Consider the following 19618-nt stretch of genomic DNA (forward strand, 5'->3'; position numbering starts at 1 on the left):
AAATTACTTCTCTCCTTGGTAAGGAAGCACTTTCATGTCTGCACGCATTTGTGTTGCTCCAGCAGCAACTACTTGCTGGCCAAGTGTGATTTCGCTTTGGCTATTACTCTCGATAATTGCTAGCTCGTTTTCAATATGCTTAACGTCAACAGGTGTTTTTGTCACCGAACTCGTTTCGTCGTTATATACCCATACCGCAAACCCTGAGCTTTTGTTACCAACAAGGGATTTTACTGGCACAACAAAGCCTTCAGGATACATGCTACCTTGCAAACTTACTTTAACCACAGCGCGGGCGCCGGGTGTAAGCGGGAGTTCTTCACGAGGCTCCATAGCAAATACCACTTCATAGGTTTGCGACACAGGATCAGGCTGTGTTGAGTGCTCTACATAATTTACGGGGTACCACTGACTGCGATTGGTGGCTAACGTGGCACTTGCCTGTTTGATACCACGACCAATATTAGCGGTGAGCAAACGCTCGGGAACATTAATGTTGAAGTAAATTTTAGAAACATCCTGCAGGCGAGCAATGGGGGTGCCTGCAGCAACAAAGCTGTTGTTTTCAACAAGACGTTGAGACACTTTGGCATCAAAAGGGGCATAAAGTTGTGTGTAGCTTAAGTCCTGCTCGGCATTTTTTAGGTCAATAACCGCCAGTTCGTATGATGTTTTAGCGGTATCTAGGGCGCTTTGCGCTAGCAATTTTTGTGCGAACATCTTTTCAATTCTATCTAGTTCACGTTTTGCTTGGTCTAGACGTGTCTTCGACTCTTCAACACGACGCTCAAACGGTTTACGGTCGATAGTGGCCAGTAACTTTCCTTTCTCAATGTCGCTACCTGTGACCAAATCAGTTTGAATAAGGCGACCAGACACTTCAAAGCTTAAATCTACAGTCTTAACCGCAGAAACAACGGCAGGGAAGGTGAATTCGTCAAAGTCGGGAATGCTGCTTACCGTAGCAAGCTTCACGTAGCGAGGAGTTGCGCTTGATTGTTGTTCAGCGGGCTCTTTTTGAGAACATGCAGTCAGGGTTGAAACCGATAAAACGCTTAAAAATAGAATGTGAGAAAATCGCATTATGGACATAGGTGTGTGTAATCCATTGTCAGGGTAAATAAAGTATAGACATGAGAACGTTAAGTAATAATGCTTCAGCACAAGAGCGAATAAGCAGTTATTACTTAAAGTAAACTGGTGAGTGCATTTTAGTGCGGTCGCATTGAAAAGTAAACTGTTCGGTGTAAAATGGAAAGCAAGCGAGCTCGCGAAATGACGGGCAAAGCATAGGGGATTTATTTTGAGACTTTCAACATGGTAGGCAATACAAGAACGCGTAGTGATATAAAACGCGAAGCCATCATTCAGGCGGCTACACAGGCGTTCCAAAAGTTTGGCGTAAACGGCACCAGTATGGATAAGCTGGCTGAATTGGCGAACGTGTCAAAGCGCACAGTGTATAACCACTTTTCTACCAAGGAAGAACTGGTGATGCATTTGGTTACTCAGCAGTGGCAATCAGCAATTCTCAATATAAATAAAGTATACGATAGCGCGCTTCCGCTAGACGAGCAGCTTGAAGACCTTATTTTACAAGATATAGAGTTTATGGTGAGCGAATCCCATTTAGACCTAGCGCGGGTGGCTATTGGTCATTTCTTTTACGAGCCGGAAAAGCTTAAAGATGAAGTGGCACAGCTAAAAGCCCAAGAAACAGCGATGCATCGCTTCCTAAAAGATGCGAAAGCAGATGACAAGCTGGTCTTTGACGACTTAGACCGAGTTGTTGAGGAAATTGATAGCCTAGTAAAAGGGAAATGCTTTTGGCCTCAGCTTTTTAAAATTGAAGATACTCTGAGCGGTAATGACAAAAAAAATGTAGCGAAGAATACAGTCGCGCTAATCCTAAGCCGTTATGCGAAAGCATAGTCTTTCTAGACTAAGGGCGACATGCTAAGTGGTGGCTATGTAAATTAGCGATTAAAAGCCCGTCCCTTGTGCAAAAATACGTTATTTTTATGATTGTAACTAGATAGTTTTTGAAAATCTTGACTACCTAGCATTAGCGGTTCGTGTGGGATAACTGGACTGTTATTAAACGGCAGTATGTTATGCGCATCATAAAATAAAGGGCAAATCACAGCTATCTCCCAAGGCTTTCTACTGGCTTGCTTTTCCATAAAGCTAAATCGCAAATTATAGGCGTAAGGCGGTCTATCTGATGTCACTTTTCGTACTGCCAACCCAAGCATACCCAACCGTTGGAGTAAATATACTAGTGACTCTCCCTGAATTATTTCTTTATCATCTTTGCGTACTACAAATATTTCGTTCTCTCTAAAATACGCAAGTAGCATTTCCCGCATCCAAATGTTGGGTCTTGATTGGAATTTTTCGAGTAATTCTTCAAAACCATCGTATAGCTTTGAAAATGTATCGCTAAAAACCTTTTCAGACTGTAACGTGAAATTTTCTACTATCGTTTGAAAATGGCGTGACCAATCTTGTTCATCATAATAACCTTTAATCGTCGATAGCTTTTTCTCATTTACTTCAATATCTTTGAGTAAGTCATCGATAATAGTTAAAAGGTGTCTAGGAGTGTAAAATGTATGTCTAAGAATATACGAAAAAGTCGGTTCAGTACTGCCTAACTTGTTATACACTCTAGGTGGGAAAAGAGAAGCCCATGTATTCGCCGATTCGATCGAATAAATATCGCCATCGTAACGTGGCTGCTTTTTCTTTATGTTGAATTCTACAGCTATTCTTTTATTTACCAGTTCTACAAGAGATTGACCCCCAACCCATGATAAACATTCCGTTTTAGTATCGACCCAGTCTTCACCATATAACCTAGAATGAAAAAACACCTCACTTGGGATAGCGATCAAATATGACAAGTTTCTTTGATTTTTAGCGGTTGCAATATTACTTCTGGCACCAAGCGCAATAATTGAATCTACGAAAAGCCTATCAGATGGTGAAAAAGAAAATCCAATACCGTCTATATCATCAAGACAAATCAATAATTTTGTGTCTTCACTTTTCAAGTATCCAAAAAGAGCTTGCTTAAAGTCTTTAAAAGTTACACTTCCTACTTTTTTGTTTAAAAGCCTTGCGAAGTTAGGGATTATGCTCATCTTCTCTGAATCACTAATCTCACAAACTATATCAATTGCTCGACTGATAATAGAGCCTCGGCTCATCTGATTAGCAACAAAGAAATTGTACATTTTTTCGAGGTCGGAACCTGGGCGTAAAAACTTTTTTTCTATGTCAGGAAGGATTGCATCCGCAGCTTTGGTTAAAAACAAAAATTCTAATGTAGAAATCACTCCCTCTTCAATCAAGCGTTCGTCTTTTATCGCGTTAATAGACAAATCTGCTAATATTGTAGTCATAGCCTCCTTGAAAATATCATCTTCTTCTGGCCTTATAATTACCACTTTTCTATCGTGATTTTGTTTTTCTAAATAATCGACAATTGTGGACTTCCCGCTTCCTTTTCTGCCATAAATTAACCATATATCGTCAGTTTTTAGTCCTTCGTAAATGTCCGGTTTTTGCCAAATATATTTGATTTCTTTTTCTTCTAATTCAGATATTTCTTTAGAAAACCTAATTCTCATAGTTCTTCCTTAAACTAACTTTAGTCACTAACTTGTGGTTTTTCGCAAGCTAGTGAATAGCTCGCTGTATAAATAATATACATCTATGGCTGAAATACACAAACTTTAGTTCTTGCTCTGTCTTGTATAACTCACTAAAGCAATAAACGCCTTTCTTATAGAAAGGTATTGAAAACCATGTAATCGCATTCAAATGTTCGCTTAACGTCGTGAAGTAATCCGAGTTAAGTTGTGGTGCCGTTGGTTGAAAAAAGTGAGTTGCTGAACATCATGCGTTAGAGATCAATGGGGCGATATTTTGCCAACGTAACTTATTAGGAAGGGGATTTTCTGTTTCTCTTTTAAGCTTATTGTTATACCGACGAAGAAGAAAAAAACTATCCATAAGGTATTTAAAGGCTCTGGTACTGAAATGGTTTTAACTAGTTGAACACTATAGCTAGAATTGGAGTAACCGGAAGTAAACCGTGAATCATCAGCTCCGATCCCTGCAACCGGAATCAAATCTGAGTATTGCGCATAAGCAATTCGATAGAATCCATCTGAATCATTATCATCTCCAAACAAAACATCTGAAATACCTCCAAATGCATCGAGGCTTGACCCAAAAATGCTAGTTAAGTCACGATATTCATCTACGCTAATGTATTCCCCACGGCTGGAGTTTTCATTTAAAGCTACACTCCAGTCAAATGAAGGTATGAAAACATTGTACATATCTATCATTTCTTTGGACGTGGCGACACGCCAACCATCAATAGAGAACTGAGCTAATGCGCTATCAATTGAAAGCCCAATTGATTCATCCCAACGCATCCAATATAGCCCATTGCCCTCGACTAAATTTGAAACGGGGTCGTAGGAAAAATTATACTTGTTTATAACTGCAGCGAGAGCATTTCCTGAAAAAAGGCTCACTGTGATAACAATGATTAGAGAGTAGGAAAAACCTTTAAATTTCATAGTAATGTGTCCTATACCGTCAATGGAATCCGCACACAAATAGACTAATTCAAATATCTAGTGGGACTTTATAATCAAGTCAGTGTTAAATCAGATAGGCCTGATTCAGTTATAATTTAAGTTTATTTAGAATCTATTTTTAAGTACTACTATGCTTCAAATTAAGATATTGGAATCGAATTTTTTCTCAAAAGCGTGAACGCCTGAAAAAAACCATAGCATATAATGCAAGTGGGTTGGTTGTCATATATCTCCAAAACAATTTTTTAGGATCCTCAGCTAGCCTGAAAAGCCATTCTAGACCGAGACTTTGCATCCATTTTGGAGCTCTACCATAAACTCCAGTGACGTAATTGAAGCAACCACCACATGTTATGATTACCTTGGCGTGTATCTCATGTCGATTTTCAATTACCCACTGCTGTTCTGTTGGTTTGCCTAGTCCAACCCATAAAACATCGGGATTATTGTCGTTTATATAGGAAATTATTCGTTTACTATCCGCTGCCGTAAAATGACCTTTGTGTGTGCCACTAAGTAAGAAGTTAGCATGACGCTTCTGAAGAATGTCGCCACAGTCTGCGGCAATGCGGTCGCCGCCTCCTAGCAAGAAGTGTTTCAATGGTTTATCGCTAAGAGTAGGGATGTCGGTAATTAAATCTGTTATCGCTATACGCTCTGATATTTTCGAAGAAGAGAAAAGCTTTGAGCCAATGACAACGCTTTGGCCATCAGCGACTATTGCAGATGCTTGGCTCAACAGAAATAAAAAATTTTTATCTAGAATGCTCATACTAATCCCATGACCATTCGCTTCGAATACGATAAAAGGTGAGCTAGATTTATTTGCCCCCGTACATACTTCTTCAATAATTTTGACAAACTCTTGTCTTGATGCAGTAACAATAGGTAGCCCTGCAACTATCGTGGTGTTTATATCTCTGTCCATGCTTTTCTATTGTCGTTGATGTATTTAGACAAGCTTACTTTCCAGTGGGGGATAGGTGAGTTAGTAAACATTTGAATTTTACTATTAACTGCCGCTTCGTTATGAGAAACCTTTACTTTCCTATCGAATTTTTTTTCTGTAGGCATTACGGTTATTGTTTCGTCATATATCCGCATAATTTCTTTTACGTACTCGAATCTAGTCGCAGTTCCCGAATTAACTGCGTTAAAAATACCTACTGCCTTTTCTCTGATAAGTTCAAAGGCCATTGTTACCAAGTCATCTACGTATGTTGGATTACCCTTTTGGAAAGGGTCACTATACATCACCTTATCTTCTAGATTGTTAGCTTCTTGAATTCTTTTGGCTACGAAGTTTCTATTCGCGGATATACTTCCGCCGAAAAGCCAACCAGTTCTTAAAATAAGTGCGTTAGTATTGTTGGCTAAAGCTTCTTTTTCTCCCGCCAATTTACTCATATGATGCACATTCGTCGGCATCGTTAAGTCGTATTCGTTGTAGGGAGTATTGCCATGCTCGCCATATACACCTGTACTGCTAATGAAAATAAAAGGGATATTAAATAACCGACACGTATGGGCTAAACGAGTAGTATTTAAAACATTATCTCTTAGGCAAATATCAGGAAAGCTCTCACATTCGTCCATATTAGTATTCGCTGCGCAATGAATAAATACAGCATCAGTGTACTTGCTCAACCTCGATTTTAGGTCATTTAAAGATACGGTATGATTGTATTCTTCTTGTTTCAAGGCAAAGACTTCATGCCCGTATTTATAGGCATTTTGGCAGAACGCGCTGCCCAAAAGACCGTTTGCCCCTGAAAGGTACACGTTCATTCTTGTTCCCCAAAATAAAATTCTAATGGTCGGTTTTCCGATTCAGAAGGGTCGTGGGCAATTGAGGCAATGTTAAGCACAAGGTTTGAGCTAATACCGACGCCCTCAAAACAAAACCAAATTCCCGGCTTAACCGTCAGCCTTATGTTATTTTTTGATGAAACCACTATTTTGAATATTTCGCCACTCTGTGGATGAACAAAGTAAAATAAAACTTCACCGGAACAAGTAACGAGATTAAGCGTCATCCTTAGATGCTTTTTCCACCCTTTACGTTCGTTGAAGTTAATCTCTGTAAAATACGCTTCACCAAAAGTTGTAAAAGCGGTACTAGAGGCTTTTACAATGTGCCTAATATTTCCTTTTTCATTCTCAATAATTTTTTCGGAGGAAATAAAAACCCATTCTTTAAGTGGGTGATTGAGTTCTTGATAATCTATTTCTTTTATTTTTGCGCCCATGCTATTGCTCTTTTATTTGCATATTCTTGATAACGCATAATTTGCAGCAATGTGAAATCTCGCATGTTACTTTCTTTTTGATAATGCTCTACGTACCAATCGCTCACAAAGTCTATACATTCTTTATACTCTAAATTGGGTTGCCAGCTAAGGTGAAACATAGCTTTGTCGCAGTTCAGTTTAAGTAACCCTGCCTCATGAAATGGAGTTCTATCAACTATTGAGAAGGCGTCGCTTTGGTCCTTAATACCCCATCGATTTGCGAGTTCGCTAATAAGTTCAAGCACAGTTTTGTTTTGTTCATTTTTAGGACCGAAGTTAAAAGCTTGATGATTTAACCTAGATGGGCTCTGCGAGTCTTCAGATAAAGCAATTGCTAATGCTAGGTAGCCGCTCAATGGCTCTAACACATGCTGCCATGGTCGGGTGGCATCTGGGCATCGAATTGTAACTGGAACACTGTTTAGCCAACTTTTAATGCAATCAGGTACGATTCTGTCTTTTGCCCAATCCCCGCCACCTATAACATTACCTGCCCGGGCACTCGCTATTTTTATATTTGTCTTATTCTTTAAGAACGATTCAATGTAAGCATGTAATATAACTTCTGCAGCCCCTTTAGAGCCGCTATATATGTCTTTTCCACCAAGCCTATCTGTTTCTTTATATCCCCACTCCCACTCTACGTTCTCATAGCATTTGTCTGATGTAATGATAATAGCAGTGCAATCGGTTTCTAGTTCAGTCAGGCATTGTAAAATGCTGGCTGTTCCTAAGACGTTAGTTTTTATCGTGTCTAAAGGGTCTTCATATGATACGGAGACTAATGCTTGAGCAGCTAAATGGAATATAAAATCGGGGTTAAACGTTCTAATCACCCCATTCAAGCGTTCAGTTTCACAAATATCGAACTGGTGATGTTCAATGTCTTTCTCGAGGTTAAGTATTTCGAACATTGAAGGGGAGGTAGGGATGTCTTTGGAAATTCCACATATTTTTGCTCCGACTGAATGCAACCAAGTGGTTAGCCAAGTGCCTTTAAACCCAGTGTGGCCGGTAATTAATACCCTTTTACCGTTAAATACTTCGATACTCATTTAGTCTCTCCAAGTCTTCCATGGTGCTTCTCCGGAATTCCAAAGCTCATTTAGCTTAATATTATCTCGCATTGTATCCATTGGGTGCCAAAAACCGCTGTGCTGAAATGCCATTAATTGGTTAGATTGAGCTAGAGACTGAAGGGGATTTTTCTCCCATACACAATCGTCTCCATCGATAAGGTCAATAACGTTAGGATGCAATACAAAAAAGCCACCATTGATGAACGATCCATCTCCGACGGGTTTTTCTTGAAATTGAGTAACGTTGTTTGAGCCTGTTACATCCAGTGCACCGAAACGCCCCGGGGGCTGCACTGCTGTAACTGTTGCCAATTTACCATGCGCTTTATGAAAGTTTATTGTCTCTGTGATATTTAGGTCAGAGACTCCGTCACCATAGGTAAAACAAAAAGCTTCATCGTTGTTGATATACTTTTGAACTCGCTTTAGTCGACCTCCTGTCATTGAACTTTCACCTGTATCGACAAGAGTAACTTTCCAGTTTTCTGCGCGCCCTCGATGGACTTCCATTGAGTTGTTAGCAATATCAAATGTTACATCAGACATATGCAAAAAATAGTTCGCAAAATATTCTTTGATGATATAGCTCTTGTATCCGCAGCAGATGATAAAATCATTTATTCCGTGGGCCGAGTACATTTTTAGAATGTGCCATAGAATAGGCATCCCACCAATATCAATCATTGGCTTGGGCTTAATATCCGATTGCTCACTTATTCTTGTGCCACGACCCCCTGCCAATATTATTGCTTTCATACGCTTCCTTCTTACTCTCAATAAGGCAATTTCTATATATCTTTTTTAGAATCGCCAGTCTCAAGCCAATCGTCAACAAAAACATTTTATGCGCTTCTTTTACAGCACCACAAAACTCGTTTGCACCAAGTTAGACCCTTTGCCCTTTAAAATTCACTTAGTAATTCGAAAGTGTCGGCTAAAAGTGTCAATTAATTTTGCAGTTTGGTGATTAGAGGCATTGTATGGCTTTCAGCGAATGGTAATAAGTAGTTGGTGTTGTGAACGATTTGTAACGTAAATGTTTGGTCTGGTTGCTATTTTTTATATTTCTCAGTAATCCCACTTCCACAACTTATTATTATTTTTACTTGCCATCAGCACGTTTTAACAGAGAATTATTGGATTTAAAGATACACCTTTAGTTCAAAACCTTTAAATATTAAGCGTTAAGCGCTACGTAATCGAACGGTAATAATTTTCATCTATAAACTTGCCTTGTCAATTTCACTGTATCGCAAAATATTCAAAACCATGAATGTAAATTTATTATATCCACGCTGTAACAATGCCAGCGGCTTCTAGTCATCTAGGCGTGAATAAAGTTATTAAGTCTTTAGTATAAGGCGCGTATTTTGCATGGCACGTCTTAGATTTGTTTTTAATTTCACTTTTGTCTGGTTTTGCTATCAAGGATTCTCTAATGGGTAAGAAAGGCTTTGTTCGAAATAATGTGAATCAGTTCGCAGTTCTCTATAGGTTTTTTGATCTGTTAGCCATTCAGCTATGCTTGCTTATTTCCGCAGAAGTATACGGGGTTGTTGTATCACAGCAGTACTACCTTATTAGCCTTATTGCATGCTTAGCGTATTTGTTTAGTGCCGAGATGCTTTGGCTTTACCGTTCATGGCGCGCGGGTTCTATGAAAGAAATTTTATTCGTAGCCAGCATAAGCCACTTGCTGATGATGGGAGCGGTTGTAGGCTGGATGTTCATCTCAAAATCATCAGAAGATTATTCCAGACTAGCTATAGCTTTGTGGTTCGCGTCAAGTTGGTTAGTGTCGTGTACGTGGCGTGTGGCCCTTAGATACTTTCTATTTGCTGTACGTCGAAATGGCAGAAATACAAGGTACGTTGGCATTATAGGCGCAAATGAAACGGGCTTAGAGCTAACAAACGAAATTAGAAGAACGCCAGAAGCGGGTTATAACGTTGTTGGCGTGTATGATGATAGAGACGCTGATAGAACCGTAGTGCCTGAAGGTTCACAGTTATTAGGAGCAATCAATCAAGTTTATCACGATGTACTCACTGGTAAAGTTGATACGGTTTTCATTACCCTGCCTATGACAGCAAACAAACGTATTGAAAAAATTCTGCAGGCTCTTGGCGATACGCCGGCGCAAGTGCATCTTGTACCCAATTTCTTTGTATACAATCTTCTTCACTCAAGAATCTGTAACGTGGGTGAACTGCAAACTGTAAGTGTGTTCGACTCGCCAATGAAGGGTGCAATGAACTTCCTTAAACGTGTTGAAGACATTATTTTAGCAAGTATTATTCTTACCATCATTGCATTACCTATGCTTGTTATAGCTGCGGCCGTTAAACTAACCTCTAAAGGCCCAGTTATATTTAAGCAAAACCGCTATGGTATGGACGGCAAAAAAATCAAAGTGTGGAAGTTTAGAAGCATGACCGTTACTGAGGACGGCGATAAAGTGACGCAGGCAAGCAAAAATGACGCGCGTATAACGCCTGTAGGCGCATTTTTACGCAGAACATCGTTAGATGAGTTGCCACAGTTTATCAACGTACTGCAGGGCAGCATGTCTGTTGTAGGGCCAAGACCTCATGCCGTTGCGCATAATGAAATGTACCGAAAAAAAGTAGAGTATTATATGCTACGCCATCGTATTAAGCCTGGTATTACTGGTTGGGCACAAATTAATGGCTGGCGCGGTGAAACAGATACAGTAGATAAAATGAAAATGCGCGTTCAGTACGACCTTGATTACATTAAAAACTGGTCGCTTTGGCTAGATTTCAAGATCGTTTTTATGACGGTATTTAAAGGGTTTGTGGGTAAGAATGCATATTAATGCTGATAGGAAATAGCTTGGAAACGGCAGCGAGTAGTAAAGCAAGAGAAACTTGGGTTGACGCAGTGAAAGGATTCACAATCTCATTAGTTGTGTTTCATCACGTTTTTGTAGGCGTTAAGAACGCAATTGGGATTCCCGAATGGGTTGTTGATGTTTATATGTTGACCACGCCGATAAGGATGCCCTTGTTTTTTTTGGTTGCGGGGTTCTATGCTAAAAAGTCAATATTTGGTGAAAGAAAAAAATTTATAGATGGTAAGGTAATACACTTTCTATACTTCTACATCTTATGGAATACTATCAGTATTCTATGTAGAGTAGCCTTGGGTAAATATACGAATAATCAAGTTGATGTCTATGAGGTATTCTATTTTCTGTGGAGTCCATCTTTTACTTTGTGGTTTATTTATGCGCTAATGTTTGCTTTCTTAGTTGCAAGATTAACTAGAAATGTTAATTTTTATACTCAGATTACTTTTGCTCTTTTCTTCTCGATATTCTCAATCGTTTTCGGCGGACAAATATTCCCAAATTTTATTGCTAATCTATTAAAGTTTTACCCATTCTTTTTATTTGGAATCTATAAGTCTGAGCAGTTGCGAAATTGGGTTGCAAATTCCCCAAGACTAACACCTGTGGCCTGTTTCCTTCTTTATATCGCGATTTCAATATTTATACTAAGCTTCGGGCAATGGCTGAAAGAACTTCTATATTATATTCTTGCTGCTCTAGGGGCTGGGGGTATTATGACTTTTTTATATAGAATTAAGACCCACGGTTTCGCCAGTCTTTTAACGCTAATTGGTAGTTATAGTCTATATATTTATTTGCTACACTTCTTGCCCGCAGCAGGTAGCAGAAAAGTCGCGAGTATCCTAGGCTTCGGAAACGAGCCTACTTTGATTGTTATTTTTGGAACAATATTTTCGATTGTTTTCTGTATTGCCGCCGTGAAAATTATCAGAAAAATAAAGTTTTTAAGCTTCTTGATAAGACGCCCAGAGCTACTAAAGGTTAAATGATATATAAAATATCTGCTTGAATATATATTTTTTTAATTAAACTTAGGTGGTTTTAGGTGCGTTTTATACTGAACGCTAATTAGTCAAAATGCATAATTTTTTTTACATTATTGTAGCGAGCAAAAGTGGCGGAAATAACGTGAGTATTTTGTGCTAGTTTTAACTAAGTGGCATAATAGTACTCCTTACAAAAACAACTTTAAGCCTGAATCAACTTTATTTGCGTATTAAAATCTTACTGCTAGAAGTATCGAAAGAGTGCTTATAAATAACTTTTTGTACTCAAGTATTCAAGGAACATATAATTGATTTCTCATAAATACCGTTGTTTATTCATACATATACCAAAATGTGCTGGCACCAGTATTGAGCACGTTCTAGGTCACTTTGACGGACATGAAGGGCGGGCGGGTCAGGATCACAGAAGTATTCGTATGGTTTGTCAACCCGGGCCCAAAGTCTCAGAACTTTTTCATCCAGAAAACTTAAAAGATTTTATTCGTCGTATAAGAGAGCAATATAGAAAGCACGCAAATCCTGAAAATAGTGTTATGCCCTCCGAAGAAGAATATAACTCTTACTATAAATTTACAATTGTTAGAAACCCCGTTGAAAGGGCTTATTCTTGGTACAAAAATGCATTAAGAGATCCAATTCACCAAAAGAACTATGGGATAGACCCTAATGATTCATTTGATCAATTTATGCGAAAGTTTGCGGGAAAAGGATTTTTAAGACCACAAACTTATTGGTTAAAAGATTATAGTGGAGAAATTCCCATGGACTTTATTGGAAAGTTCGAAAATCTTTCTAAAGATTACGAACTTATCTGTAAAAAACTGGGAATTAAAGATTTTCATTTGCCTCATAAAATTGAAGGCCAGACTTCAGGAGAGAAGAAAATTGAAGACCGAACAATAGAGTTTATTAATAGGTTTTATGCAGAAGATTTTGAACGTTTTGGTTATAATTATGGATGAAATTGAAGTCAATTTAGGTTTAACGTATTTGTAATAGCTAAGAACTGGCCTGATAGCTACTGATCTTTTCTCAAAAATAAGACAATGACATTGATGAAAGCTTCAACTAACTGAAGACAATGGAGATCTCAGTATGAAGAAACGTTTAAGCGAAGAGCATATCATCTATGCAATCAAACAGCATGAAGCCGACACCAAGGTAGACGATATATGCCTTACTTATTTGCTTATATGAGTTACAATTGTAGTGTCAAAAAATTTTACATTGTTTTTTTTTAGGCAGTCCATGCCATTAGTCGTTTTTACTAACCTCTTGTATTAAAAGGTGTTATGATTTTTGGCGTGAACTTTGCTTATATTTCTTTAGGTTGGTATTTTTCTTATAAACATGATAGAGAGAAGGAATCATGAGGAAGTTTATTAAGGCAATTTTTATCTGCGCTACCTTAGCTGCTTCACTTAGCACTAACGCAGCGTTTATTAATTTTGATAATTATAATATTAACGGATTTGCAGGGCAAGACGTCAACGGGTCGGCTTCGACAAGCGGCTTTGGACTTTCGTTGGATCTGGATGGAAATACTTGGGTTTCAATCAGCGACCTTTTTGAAATAGACGCAACAAGTGTTTTGTATTTTTCATTTGAAGCCGCTGGTCCACAAGCAGAGTTATATGGTATCGGTTTCGATAACGATTCGAGTGTAACCGCTTCAACTTTGTTTGATATTGGTGGAACAGAAGCAAATAATGCTAATCAATTCTATGACTACGTTTCTGGCGATGGACGAGTAGATTTCGCTATCGATGTTGGTTCGTTCTTTTCAGGTACTTTTAGCAAATTGGTTTTTATTCTCGATGCAGACAATGTGGCTGGTACCTCCGCTTCATTTTTAGATGTAGAACTATGTTCGTCTAATAGCTTTTGTGAGTCAACCAGTCTACAAAGTGTAGCTCAGGTTAATAGTCCGTCTGCGTTGCTTATTTTTTGCCTCGGCTTTGGGTTACTAGTTTCAAGGTACTTTCGTAAATAGGAGCTTTGAAAATTTTCGACAACCTAGATTAGTAATATGATTCGGTTAAAGCCCTTTTTTAAATTGGGCTTTTTATTTTTCCCATCTAAGCCACTGAGTTAATCTCTAACCATTGTGCAAGGCTTGTCGGTCGCTCTACTAAATCCCCTACCTTTAAATAACACAGTATGTTTTATTGGTTTTAGTACTCGAAAATACAGTTTGTAGTGAAAAAGTCTCGCAGGTCCTCAGTGAATAGCTCTTGAAAAAATTGAAATGCATTGAATCACCTAGGCAGAAATGTAATTGCCAAGTGAGAGCTGGGTCAATTTGAAATTAAAAGAAATTCCTTTAAATCATGTTTACTTAATTACATTTAAATTGTATTTTTAAATGAAAATCGCATTTATATTATTCGAGGATGGGTAAAAAACATTTGAATCTTAAGTTGTAAGATGCAGTTTTGAAATAAATTAATACAAGTTATTCGATTTTGACGGGCGAATTTTGAAATTTAGAAAAGATATTAATGGATTACGGGCGATAGCGGTTATAGCTGTAGTTTTGTACCACTTTGACGAAGACTTTTTGAGTGGGGGATTCGCAGGAGTTGATGTATTTTTTGTCATTTCTGGTTTTTTAATGACATCAGCCATTATTGGGAAGTTAGAAGTAAATAAGTTTTCATTAATGGATTTTTATCTTGCAAGGGCAAATAGGATAGTGCCAGCGCTTGCAACACTTTGCTTTGCTCTTCTTTTATTTGGCTATTTCTTCATCTCACCAACCGACCTAAAGCCTTTAGCGAAGCATGCCATTTCATCTGTTGGCTTTTTTTCTAACTTTACATATTTAAGAGAGTCCGGATATTTTGACGCCGCATCAAATCAAAAGTGGTTACTTCATACATGGTCACTGTCAGTAGAATGGCAATTCTATATAATTTATCCAATTCTAATCGTATGTTTGACAAAGGTTATTCCTAAAAATTACTTAAAGTCATTGCTCATAGTATTTCTATGTATCTCATTTTTCTTTTCTTTATATAGTTCATACAAGTGGCCAAGTTTTGCCTACTTTATGCTTCCAACACGAGCATGGGAAATGTTATTGGGTGGTGTTGCATATTTCGCATCAATAAAAAGAACCAATGCGGCTTCCAACTATGCTACTTACGTTGGGTTAAGTGCAATAATTTGCTCATATATTATTTTCAATGAAAGCACTCATTGGCCTGGTTTATCAGTTACGCTACCTACATTAGGCACATACTTAGTAATAGTTAATCATTCAAAAAGCCTCTTGCTAAACAATAAACTGTCTCAAAAGATTGGAAATTGGTCATATTCTATTTATTTGTGGCATTGGCCAGTAGTGGTATCTTTTTACTATTTTTCTATTGAACGTGTCTTCTTACCACTAGGACTTGTATTATCGCTTGTTTTGGGTGCTTTAAGTTTTTCCACAGTCGAGCAGTTGAGGCTCGCTAAATTTGAATCATCCCTACAAAGTATTGTCAAAAGCACCTCTCTATGGCTTTTAACAATGGTCTTCGTCATTGGTTCTTTCTTCTTTTTTACTGACGGACTAATAAAAAGCACATCTAAAGAGTTCCGCTCAATTTTAAGTGAGACCAGAGAAAGTCCTGTTCGTGACAAGTGTCATCTTCAGACATATGTTAACCCAGAGAGCAGTTGTATTTTAGGAAATAAGAAGAAAGTTAACTGGGCTATTTTAGGTGACAGTCATGGGACAGAGATAGCCTTTGCTTTAAGTGGTGCGATAGGTAAAGAGTTCGGTGTTCAGCAATTCACATTTTCTGCTTGTAAGCCCTCTTATAAGTCTAATGATGAATTCAGCAAGTGTAGTCGCTGGTATAATGACACTGTGGAGTACCTTATAAATCATCAAGAAATTTCCAATGTTGTAATAACACATCGATTGACCAGGTACATTACTGGTGTCGATATTTATGACCACCAAAATTCTGGAAAAACACAGGTAGTTTCAGAAGAGTATACTAAATTGCTATTGGATAATTTTAGAAACATTATTGTCGAATTATCAATGACCAAAGACAAAGTTATTATAGTTGCACCAATTCCCGAAATCCCAAGGCACATCAAAACATTGCTTGGCATTGAGTACAAACGTGGGCGTAGCATTGAAAATGTCTATGGCACAAGTTTAGACTTTTACTATGATAGAAACTTCCGTTTTCTTAAGTTTTTATCTAGTCAGGACTTCTTACCAAATGTTGAAATCATATATGTTGAAGACATATTTTGCGACACCACTACATGCTACGCTGTTAGGGACGGAGTCCCCCTTTATTTCGATGATGACCACCCATCAGTTCTTGGAGCGAAGTTAATATCATCAAAAATCCTAGAAGAACAGTGAAAAGACTAGAAGTGAATCGACCAGACTTCTCTAATCACTCGATTACTTTATAATTATGTGTAGTAAAGTCAACTCCCCATTAATGAAACAGTGCTGAATTAGAGTTTTCTAGATACGCCTTCACCGGTAAATGAATTACGAGATGCAAGCGCGATTGTAGAGCTGATAACTTTTTCTTTATATTTATTGTAAGCTATAATTTAGTTGTAATAATACTACGCTTCAATACGACCACACGTAGCAGTTGATGTACGTTTGCTGTTTGTCCTGGTTTTACGTCTATTAAATCAGTTTCTGGTAAGGGATAGTCTACAATCACGCTACTAGATGTAGCAAGCACGCAGCACTTAAACTTTGGTAACTAATTCTCATAATAGTGGCTTTAATGAAGATTTTTAGTGTACCTCATTAAAAACTGTATTTACATCTACTTATCGGGCGCGGATTTTGCTTAAAGTGATTATATTTAGTGTTGCGAACGATTAAAAAAAACGTTACCGCGTTTAAAGCCATAATCACATGAACACGATTCAGTTTTTTGCGTTAAATTAACAGCGTGAGTTGTCAAAAAATAGCTTTAAGGATTAAGGATGAAAGCAATTATTGAAGGTGGTAAAACACCTGTTGGGACAGTTGTGGTAAGTGGAGCGAAGAACTCTGCAACCCGTTTATTAGCTGCAGCCTGTATTTCGGATGGAGAAGTTGTTTTAAATAATTTCCCTACTGAACTTGTTGATGCTAGACATAAAATTCGATTTTTAGAAAATGTTGGTGCCGACATAGTTGTTGATGAAGGTAAAGAGTCACTGACTATTAATTCTTCTAATATACGTTGTACCGAATTAGATACATACGATTACCCTATTCGAACCACATATTTGCTTGTCGCAAGTCAGATAAAAAATAGTGGTGAGGCACTCATTCCTTATCCAGGTGGTTGTAAAATAGGTAGCCGAGGTTACGACTTACACATGATGGTGTGGCGTGATTTGGGCGCTGAAGTTATTGAAGAGCCTGATTTTATTCGAGTTAAAGCGAGTAAATTCAAAGGCGGAACTATTAAATTCCCAATTTCAACCGTGGGTGGTACAGAGAACGCATTGATTTGCGCATGTATTGCTGAAGGGAAAACTGAAATAGTTAATGCCTATATAACCCCTGAAATCGAAGATTTAATAGACTTTCTTACTCGGATGGGCGCTTACATTGAAGTGACTGGTAATAGCCACATTACTGTTGTAGGAGCATCTGGAAGATTGAAAGGTGTTATCAAGTCAGTAATGTATGATCGAATTGAAGCATTAACCTGGTTAGTATATGCAGTAATGAGTGGCGGTACTTTACATATAAAGAATGTGCCATTCGATTCGATGCAAGTTCCGCTACTACATTTGAAAGAAGCTGGAATCGATTTTTTGAGTAACAGTAGCAGTATATACTATTCACCTGATTGTTTAATAAATGGGCAAGTGCAGCCATTTGAACTCGCTTGTGGTGCACACCCAGGAATAATCTCTGATATGCAATCCTTTTACACGCTACTGGGGATTATTGCGAAAGGCGATTCGCGTATCTTTGATTACAGGTACCCCAAACGTATTGCGTATGCTAATGAGTTGCAGAAATTAATTAGTACACCTGTAGTTGAAGCTGAAGAAGGAAAAATAACCACGCGCGGCCCTGGTAAGTTTAAAGCGGGCGAGGTTATTTCTACCGACTTACGTGGCAGCATGGCATTGGTTATGGCTGCGCTATGTGCTGAAGGCAAGACAGTAGTTCACGATGTAGAAATGGCGCTGCGAGGTTACAACAAGCTTGATAAAAAGTTAGCTGGTTTAGGCATAAACATTGAAGTGGTTGACGAATAATGCTGAAGGGGTTAGTAGAAAATTTTCTTGAAACTATACCCCTTGCTTGCAGGCAAAATTTGCCTGCAAGCGAGTTCAGTTACTGGAAAATAGGAGGGCCAGTTAAATTATATGTCGAACCGAATGACATAAAAGAATTGGCTCTTGCTATAAAGTTGTGCAACGCACAGTCTGATGTTCCATTTTTGGTCGTCGGCGATGGTTCGAATCTTCTTTTCGATTCTTCTGGTTTTGATGGTGTTGTTATTAAAATTGGAAATAACCTTTCTAATTTAAAAATCGATGGTACTAACGTAGTTTGTGAAGCCGGCATGTGGGTTCCTGAGTTCACCTATAGATTATCATCCTATGGGCTTTCAGGAATAGAGCATATATGTGGCATTCCAGGGCGCCTTGGCGGGTTGGTATATATGAACGGTGGCAGCAACAGGCGTTCAATTTTAGAAAACACTGTTTCAATTGAGCTTATTAACAAGCGTGGAGAAATTGAAAAAGTGTTCATAGAAGATCTAGAGTTTGCTTACCGTACATCACCTTTTCAAGAAGCCAATGACGAGCGAATAGTTGCGCGAGTAGAGCTAAAGCTAGAAAAAAGCGAGCGAAAACTAGTCCGAAATCAAATAAAAACAATTCTTTCTTCCCGAAGGAAAAAATTCCCTCGCAAACTACCAAACTGTGGCTCAGTATTTTTATCGGATCCAGCCATGTACGATATTATCGGCCCACCTGGTTATGCGATAGAAAAAGTAGGGTTAAAGGGCAGAGTGAGAGGAAACGCACAAATATCGCCAGTACATGCCAACTTTATTGTGAATAACGGTGGTGCTAGTAGTGATGATGTACTGTATTTGATAGCCTTAGCGCGACGAGAAGTGTATCAAAGCACGAATTTTTTGATGGATTGCGAAGTTAGATACGTTTATCCAAATGGCGGCCTAGTACAAGCGCATCTTAAAGCTGATAGTTCATATTCTTTATAGAAATATGTCTGTTAGAAACTATAAAGCCGTCATTTATAGGTCCTTCTAAAGCGAATTTAAGTAGGTTATTGAGTGTCCCAATTTTTGAAACTACCTGTAGCTAAGCTATTGTATTGCTTTCTGCTGCTCTATTTTATGTATTACTTCAGCATTATTGACTTTTTAACGGGGCAGGGAGGTAAAAATACTTTAGAACAAGCTGCTTCAGGGAATTTAGTTAGACAGTTAATTGGCGTTATAGTTTTGGGAGTTTGTGGCCTTTGCTTTTTGTATTTACCACGAATTAATGTTCCTGAGTTTCTCAATAGAAACAAGTTGCTAGTATGCTTTTTACTCTTTTGCATTTTGTCTATTGTTTGGTCTGTTGCACCATTCGTTTCATTCAGAAGGCTGATAGCATTTATAACATTAATTTTAGCAAGCTACGTGTTAGTAAAATCGTTTACGGCTGAATCATTACTAAACTTCCTATTAAATACTATATTTTGGGTTACGTTACTCGGAATTGCTTATACTATCGTGAC

16 protein-coding genes are annotated in these 19618 nt (G+C 38.2%); 8 read left to right on the forward strand and 8 right to left on the reverse strand.

Annotated elements, in window-relative coordinates; all coding sequences use genetic code 11:
* Positions 1 to 3 precede the first annotated feature (3 nt).
* Positions 4 to 1092 carry an efflux RND transporter periplasmic adaptor subunit gene (locus ACYX4W_RS09710; RefSeq protein ID WP_476075385.1) on the reverse strand — a complete coding sequence of 363 codons (1089 nt, stop codon included), beginning with the start codon at positions 1090 to 1092 and terminating at the stop codon, positions 4 to 6.
* A gap of 225 nt (positions 1093 to 1317) precedes the next feature.
* Here ACYX4W_RS09710 and ACYX4W_RS09715 point away from each other — a divergent pair, with 225 nt between their 5' ends.
* Complete coding sequence (locus ACYX4W_RS09715) at positions 1318 to 1932, forward strand: TetR/AcrR family transcriptional regulator (RefSeq protein ID WP_476075386.1); 615 nt, start codon at positions 1318 to 1320, stop codon at positions 1930 to 1932.
* Positions 1933 to 1976: 44 nt separating this feature from the next.
* Here ACYX4W_RS09715 and ACYX4W_RS09720 read toward each other — a convergent pair whose 3' ends face one another.
* From ACYX4W_RS09720 to rfbF, 7 genes are all read right to left on the reverse strand, one after another.
* Positions 1977 to 3635, reverse strand: a complete 1659-nt coding sequence (locus tag ACYX4W_RS09720; RefSeq protein ID WP_476075387.1) for a P-loop ATPase, Sll1717 family — start codon at positions 3633 to 3635, stop codon at positions 1977 to 1979.
* Between the two features lie 282 nt (positions 3636 to 3917).
* Positions 3918 to 4598 (reverse strand): hypothetical protein, encoded by a 681-nt coding sequence (locus tag ACYX4W_RS09725; RefSeq protein WP_476075388.1) that lies wholly within the window; start codon positions 4596 to 4598, stop codon positions 3918 to 3920.
* Positions 4599 to 4785: 187 nt separating this feature from the next.
* On the reverse strand, positions 4786 to 5547 hold the full coding sequence (locus ACYX4W_RS09730; RefSeq protein WP_476075389.1) for a WecB/TagA/CpsF family glycosyltransferase: 762 nt from the start codon (positions 5545 to 5547) through the stop codon (positions 4786 to 4788).
* A complete protein-coding gene (locus ACYX4W_RS09735; protein ID WP_476075390.1) occupies positions 5532 to 6407 on the reverse strand; it encodes an SDR family oxidoreductase in 876 nt (291 codons plus the stop codon). Before ACYX4W_RS09735 ends, ACYX4W_RS09730 begins: the two co-directional genes overlap by 16 nt.
* The gene (locus tag ACYX4W_RS09740; RefSeq protein WP_476075391.1) at positions 6404 to 6868 is read right to left on the reverse strand and encodes a dTDP-4-dehydrorhamnose 3,5-epimerase; all 465 of its coding nucleotides are present in this window, start codon (positions 6866 to 6868) and stop codon (positions 6404 to 6406) included. The genes ACYX4W_RS09735 and ACYX4W_RS09740 overlap by 4 nt, the downstream gene beginning before the upstream one ends.
* Positions 6853 to 7965, reverse strand: coding sequence for a CDP-glucose 4,6-dehydratase (gene rfbG, locus ACYX4W_RS09745; protein WP_476075392.1), 1113 nt, complete (start codon positions 7963 to 7965; stop codon positions 6853 to 6855). The genes ACYX4W_RS09740 and rfbG overlap by 16 nt, the downstream gene beginning before the upstream one ends.
* Positions 7966 to 8745, reverse strand: a complete 780-nt coding sequence (rfbF, locus tag ACYX4W_RS09750; RefSeq protein ID WP_476075393.1) for a glucose-1-phosphate cytidylyltransferase — start codon at positions 8743 to 8745, stop codon at positions 7966 to 7968. It lies immediately after the preceding gene.
* A 682-nt stretch (positions 8746 to 9427) separates the two neighbouring features.
* Between rfbF and ACYX4W_RS09755 the strand changes: the two genes are divergently transcribed.
* The 7 genes from ACYX4W_RS09755 to murB all read left to right on the forward strand — a co-directional run bounded on the left by ACYX4W_RS09755 (position 9428) and on the right by murB (position 19094).
* Positions 9428 to 10828 carry an undecaprenyl-phosphate glucose phosphotransferase gene (locus tag ACYX4W_RS09755; RefSeq protein ID WP_476075394.1) on the forward strand — a complete coding sequence of 467 codons (1401 nt, stop codon included), beginning with the start codon at positions 9428 to 9430 and terminating at the stop codon, positions 10826 to 10828.
* Positions 10829 to 10845: 17 nt separating this feature from the next.
* Positions 10846 to 11853 (forward strand): acyltransferase family protein, encoded by a 1008-nt coding sequence (locus tag ACYX4W_RS09760; RefSeq protein WP_476075395.1) that lies wholly within the window; start codon positions 10846 to 10848, stop codon positions 11851 to 11853.
* 305 nt (positions 11854 to 12158) lie between these two features.
* Complete coding sequence (locus ACYX4W_RS09765) at positions 12159 to 12833, forward strand: sulfotransferase family 2 domain-containing protein (protein ID WP_476075396.1); 675 nt, start codon at positions 12159 to 12161, stop codon at positions 12831 to 12833.
* 407 nt (positions 12834 to 13240) lie between these two features.
* Entirely contained in the window at positions 13241 to 13864 is a 624-nt protein-coding gene (locus tag ACYX4W_RS09770) for a hypothetical protein (protein WP_476075397.1), read from the forward strand.
* A gap of 486 nt (positions 13865 to 14350) precedes the next feature.
* Positions 14351 to 16246 carry an acyltransferase family protein gene (locus ACYX4W_RS09775; RefSeq protein WP_476075398.1) on the forward strand — a complete coding sequence of 632 codons (1896 nt, stop codon included), beginning with the start codon at positions 14351 to 14353 and terminating at the stop codon, positions 16244 to 16246.
* Positions 16247 to 16836: 590 nt separating this feature from the next.
* Positions 16837 to 18114, forward strand: coding sequence for a UDP-N-acetylglucosamine 1-carboxyvinyltransferase (locus tag ACYX4W_RS09780; protein WP_476075399.1), 1278 nt, complete (start codon positions 16837 to 16839; stop codon positions 18112 to 18114).
* Positions 18114 to 19094 (forward strand): UDP-N-acetylmuramate dehydrogenase, encoded by a 981-nt coding sequence (gene murB, locus ACYX4W_RS09785; RefSeq protein ID WP_476075400.1) that lies wholly within the window; start codon positions 18114 to 18116, stop codon positions 19092 to 19094. Before ACYX4W_RS09780 ends, murB begins: the two co-directional genes overlap by 1 nt.
* The last annotated feature ends 524 nt before the right edge of the window (positions 19095 to 19618 follow it).

The sequence above is a fragment of the Alteromonas sp. ABH4_454 genome (genome assembly GCF_056311775.1).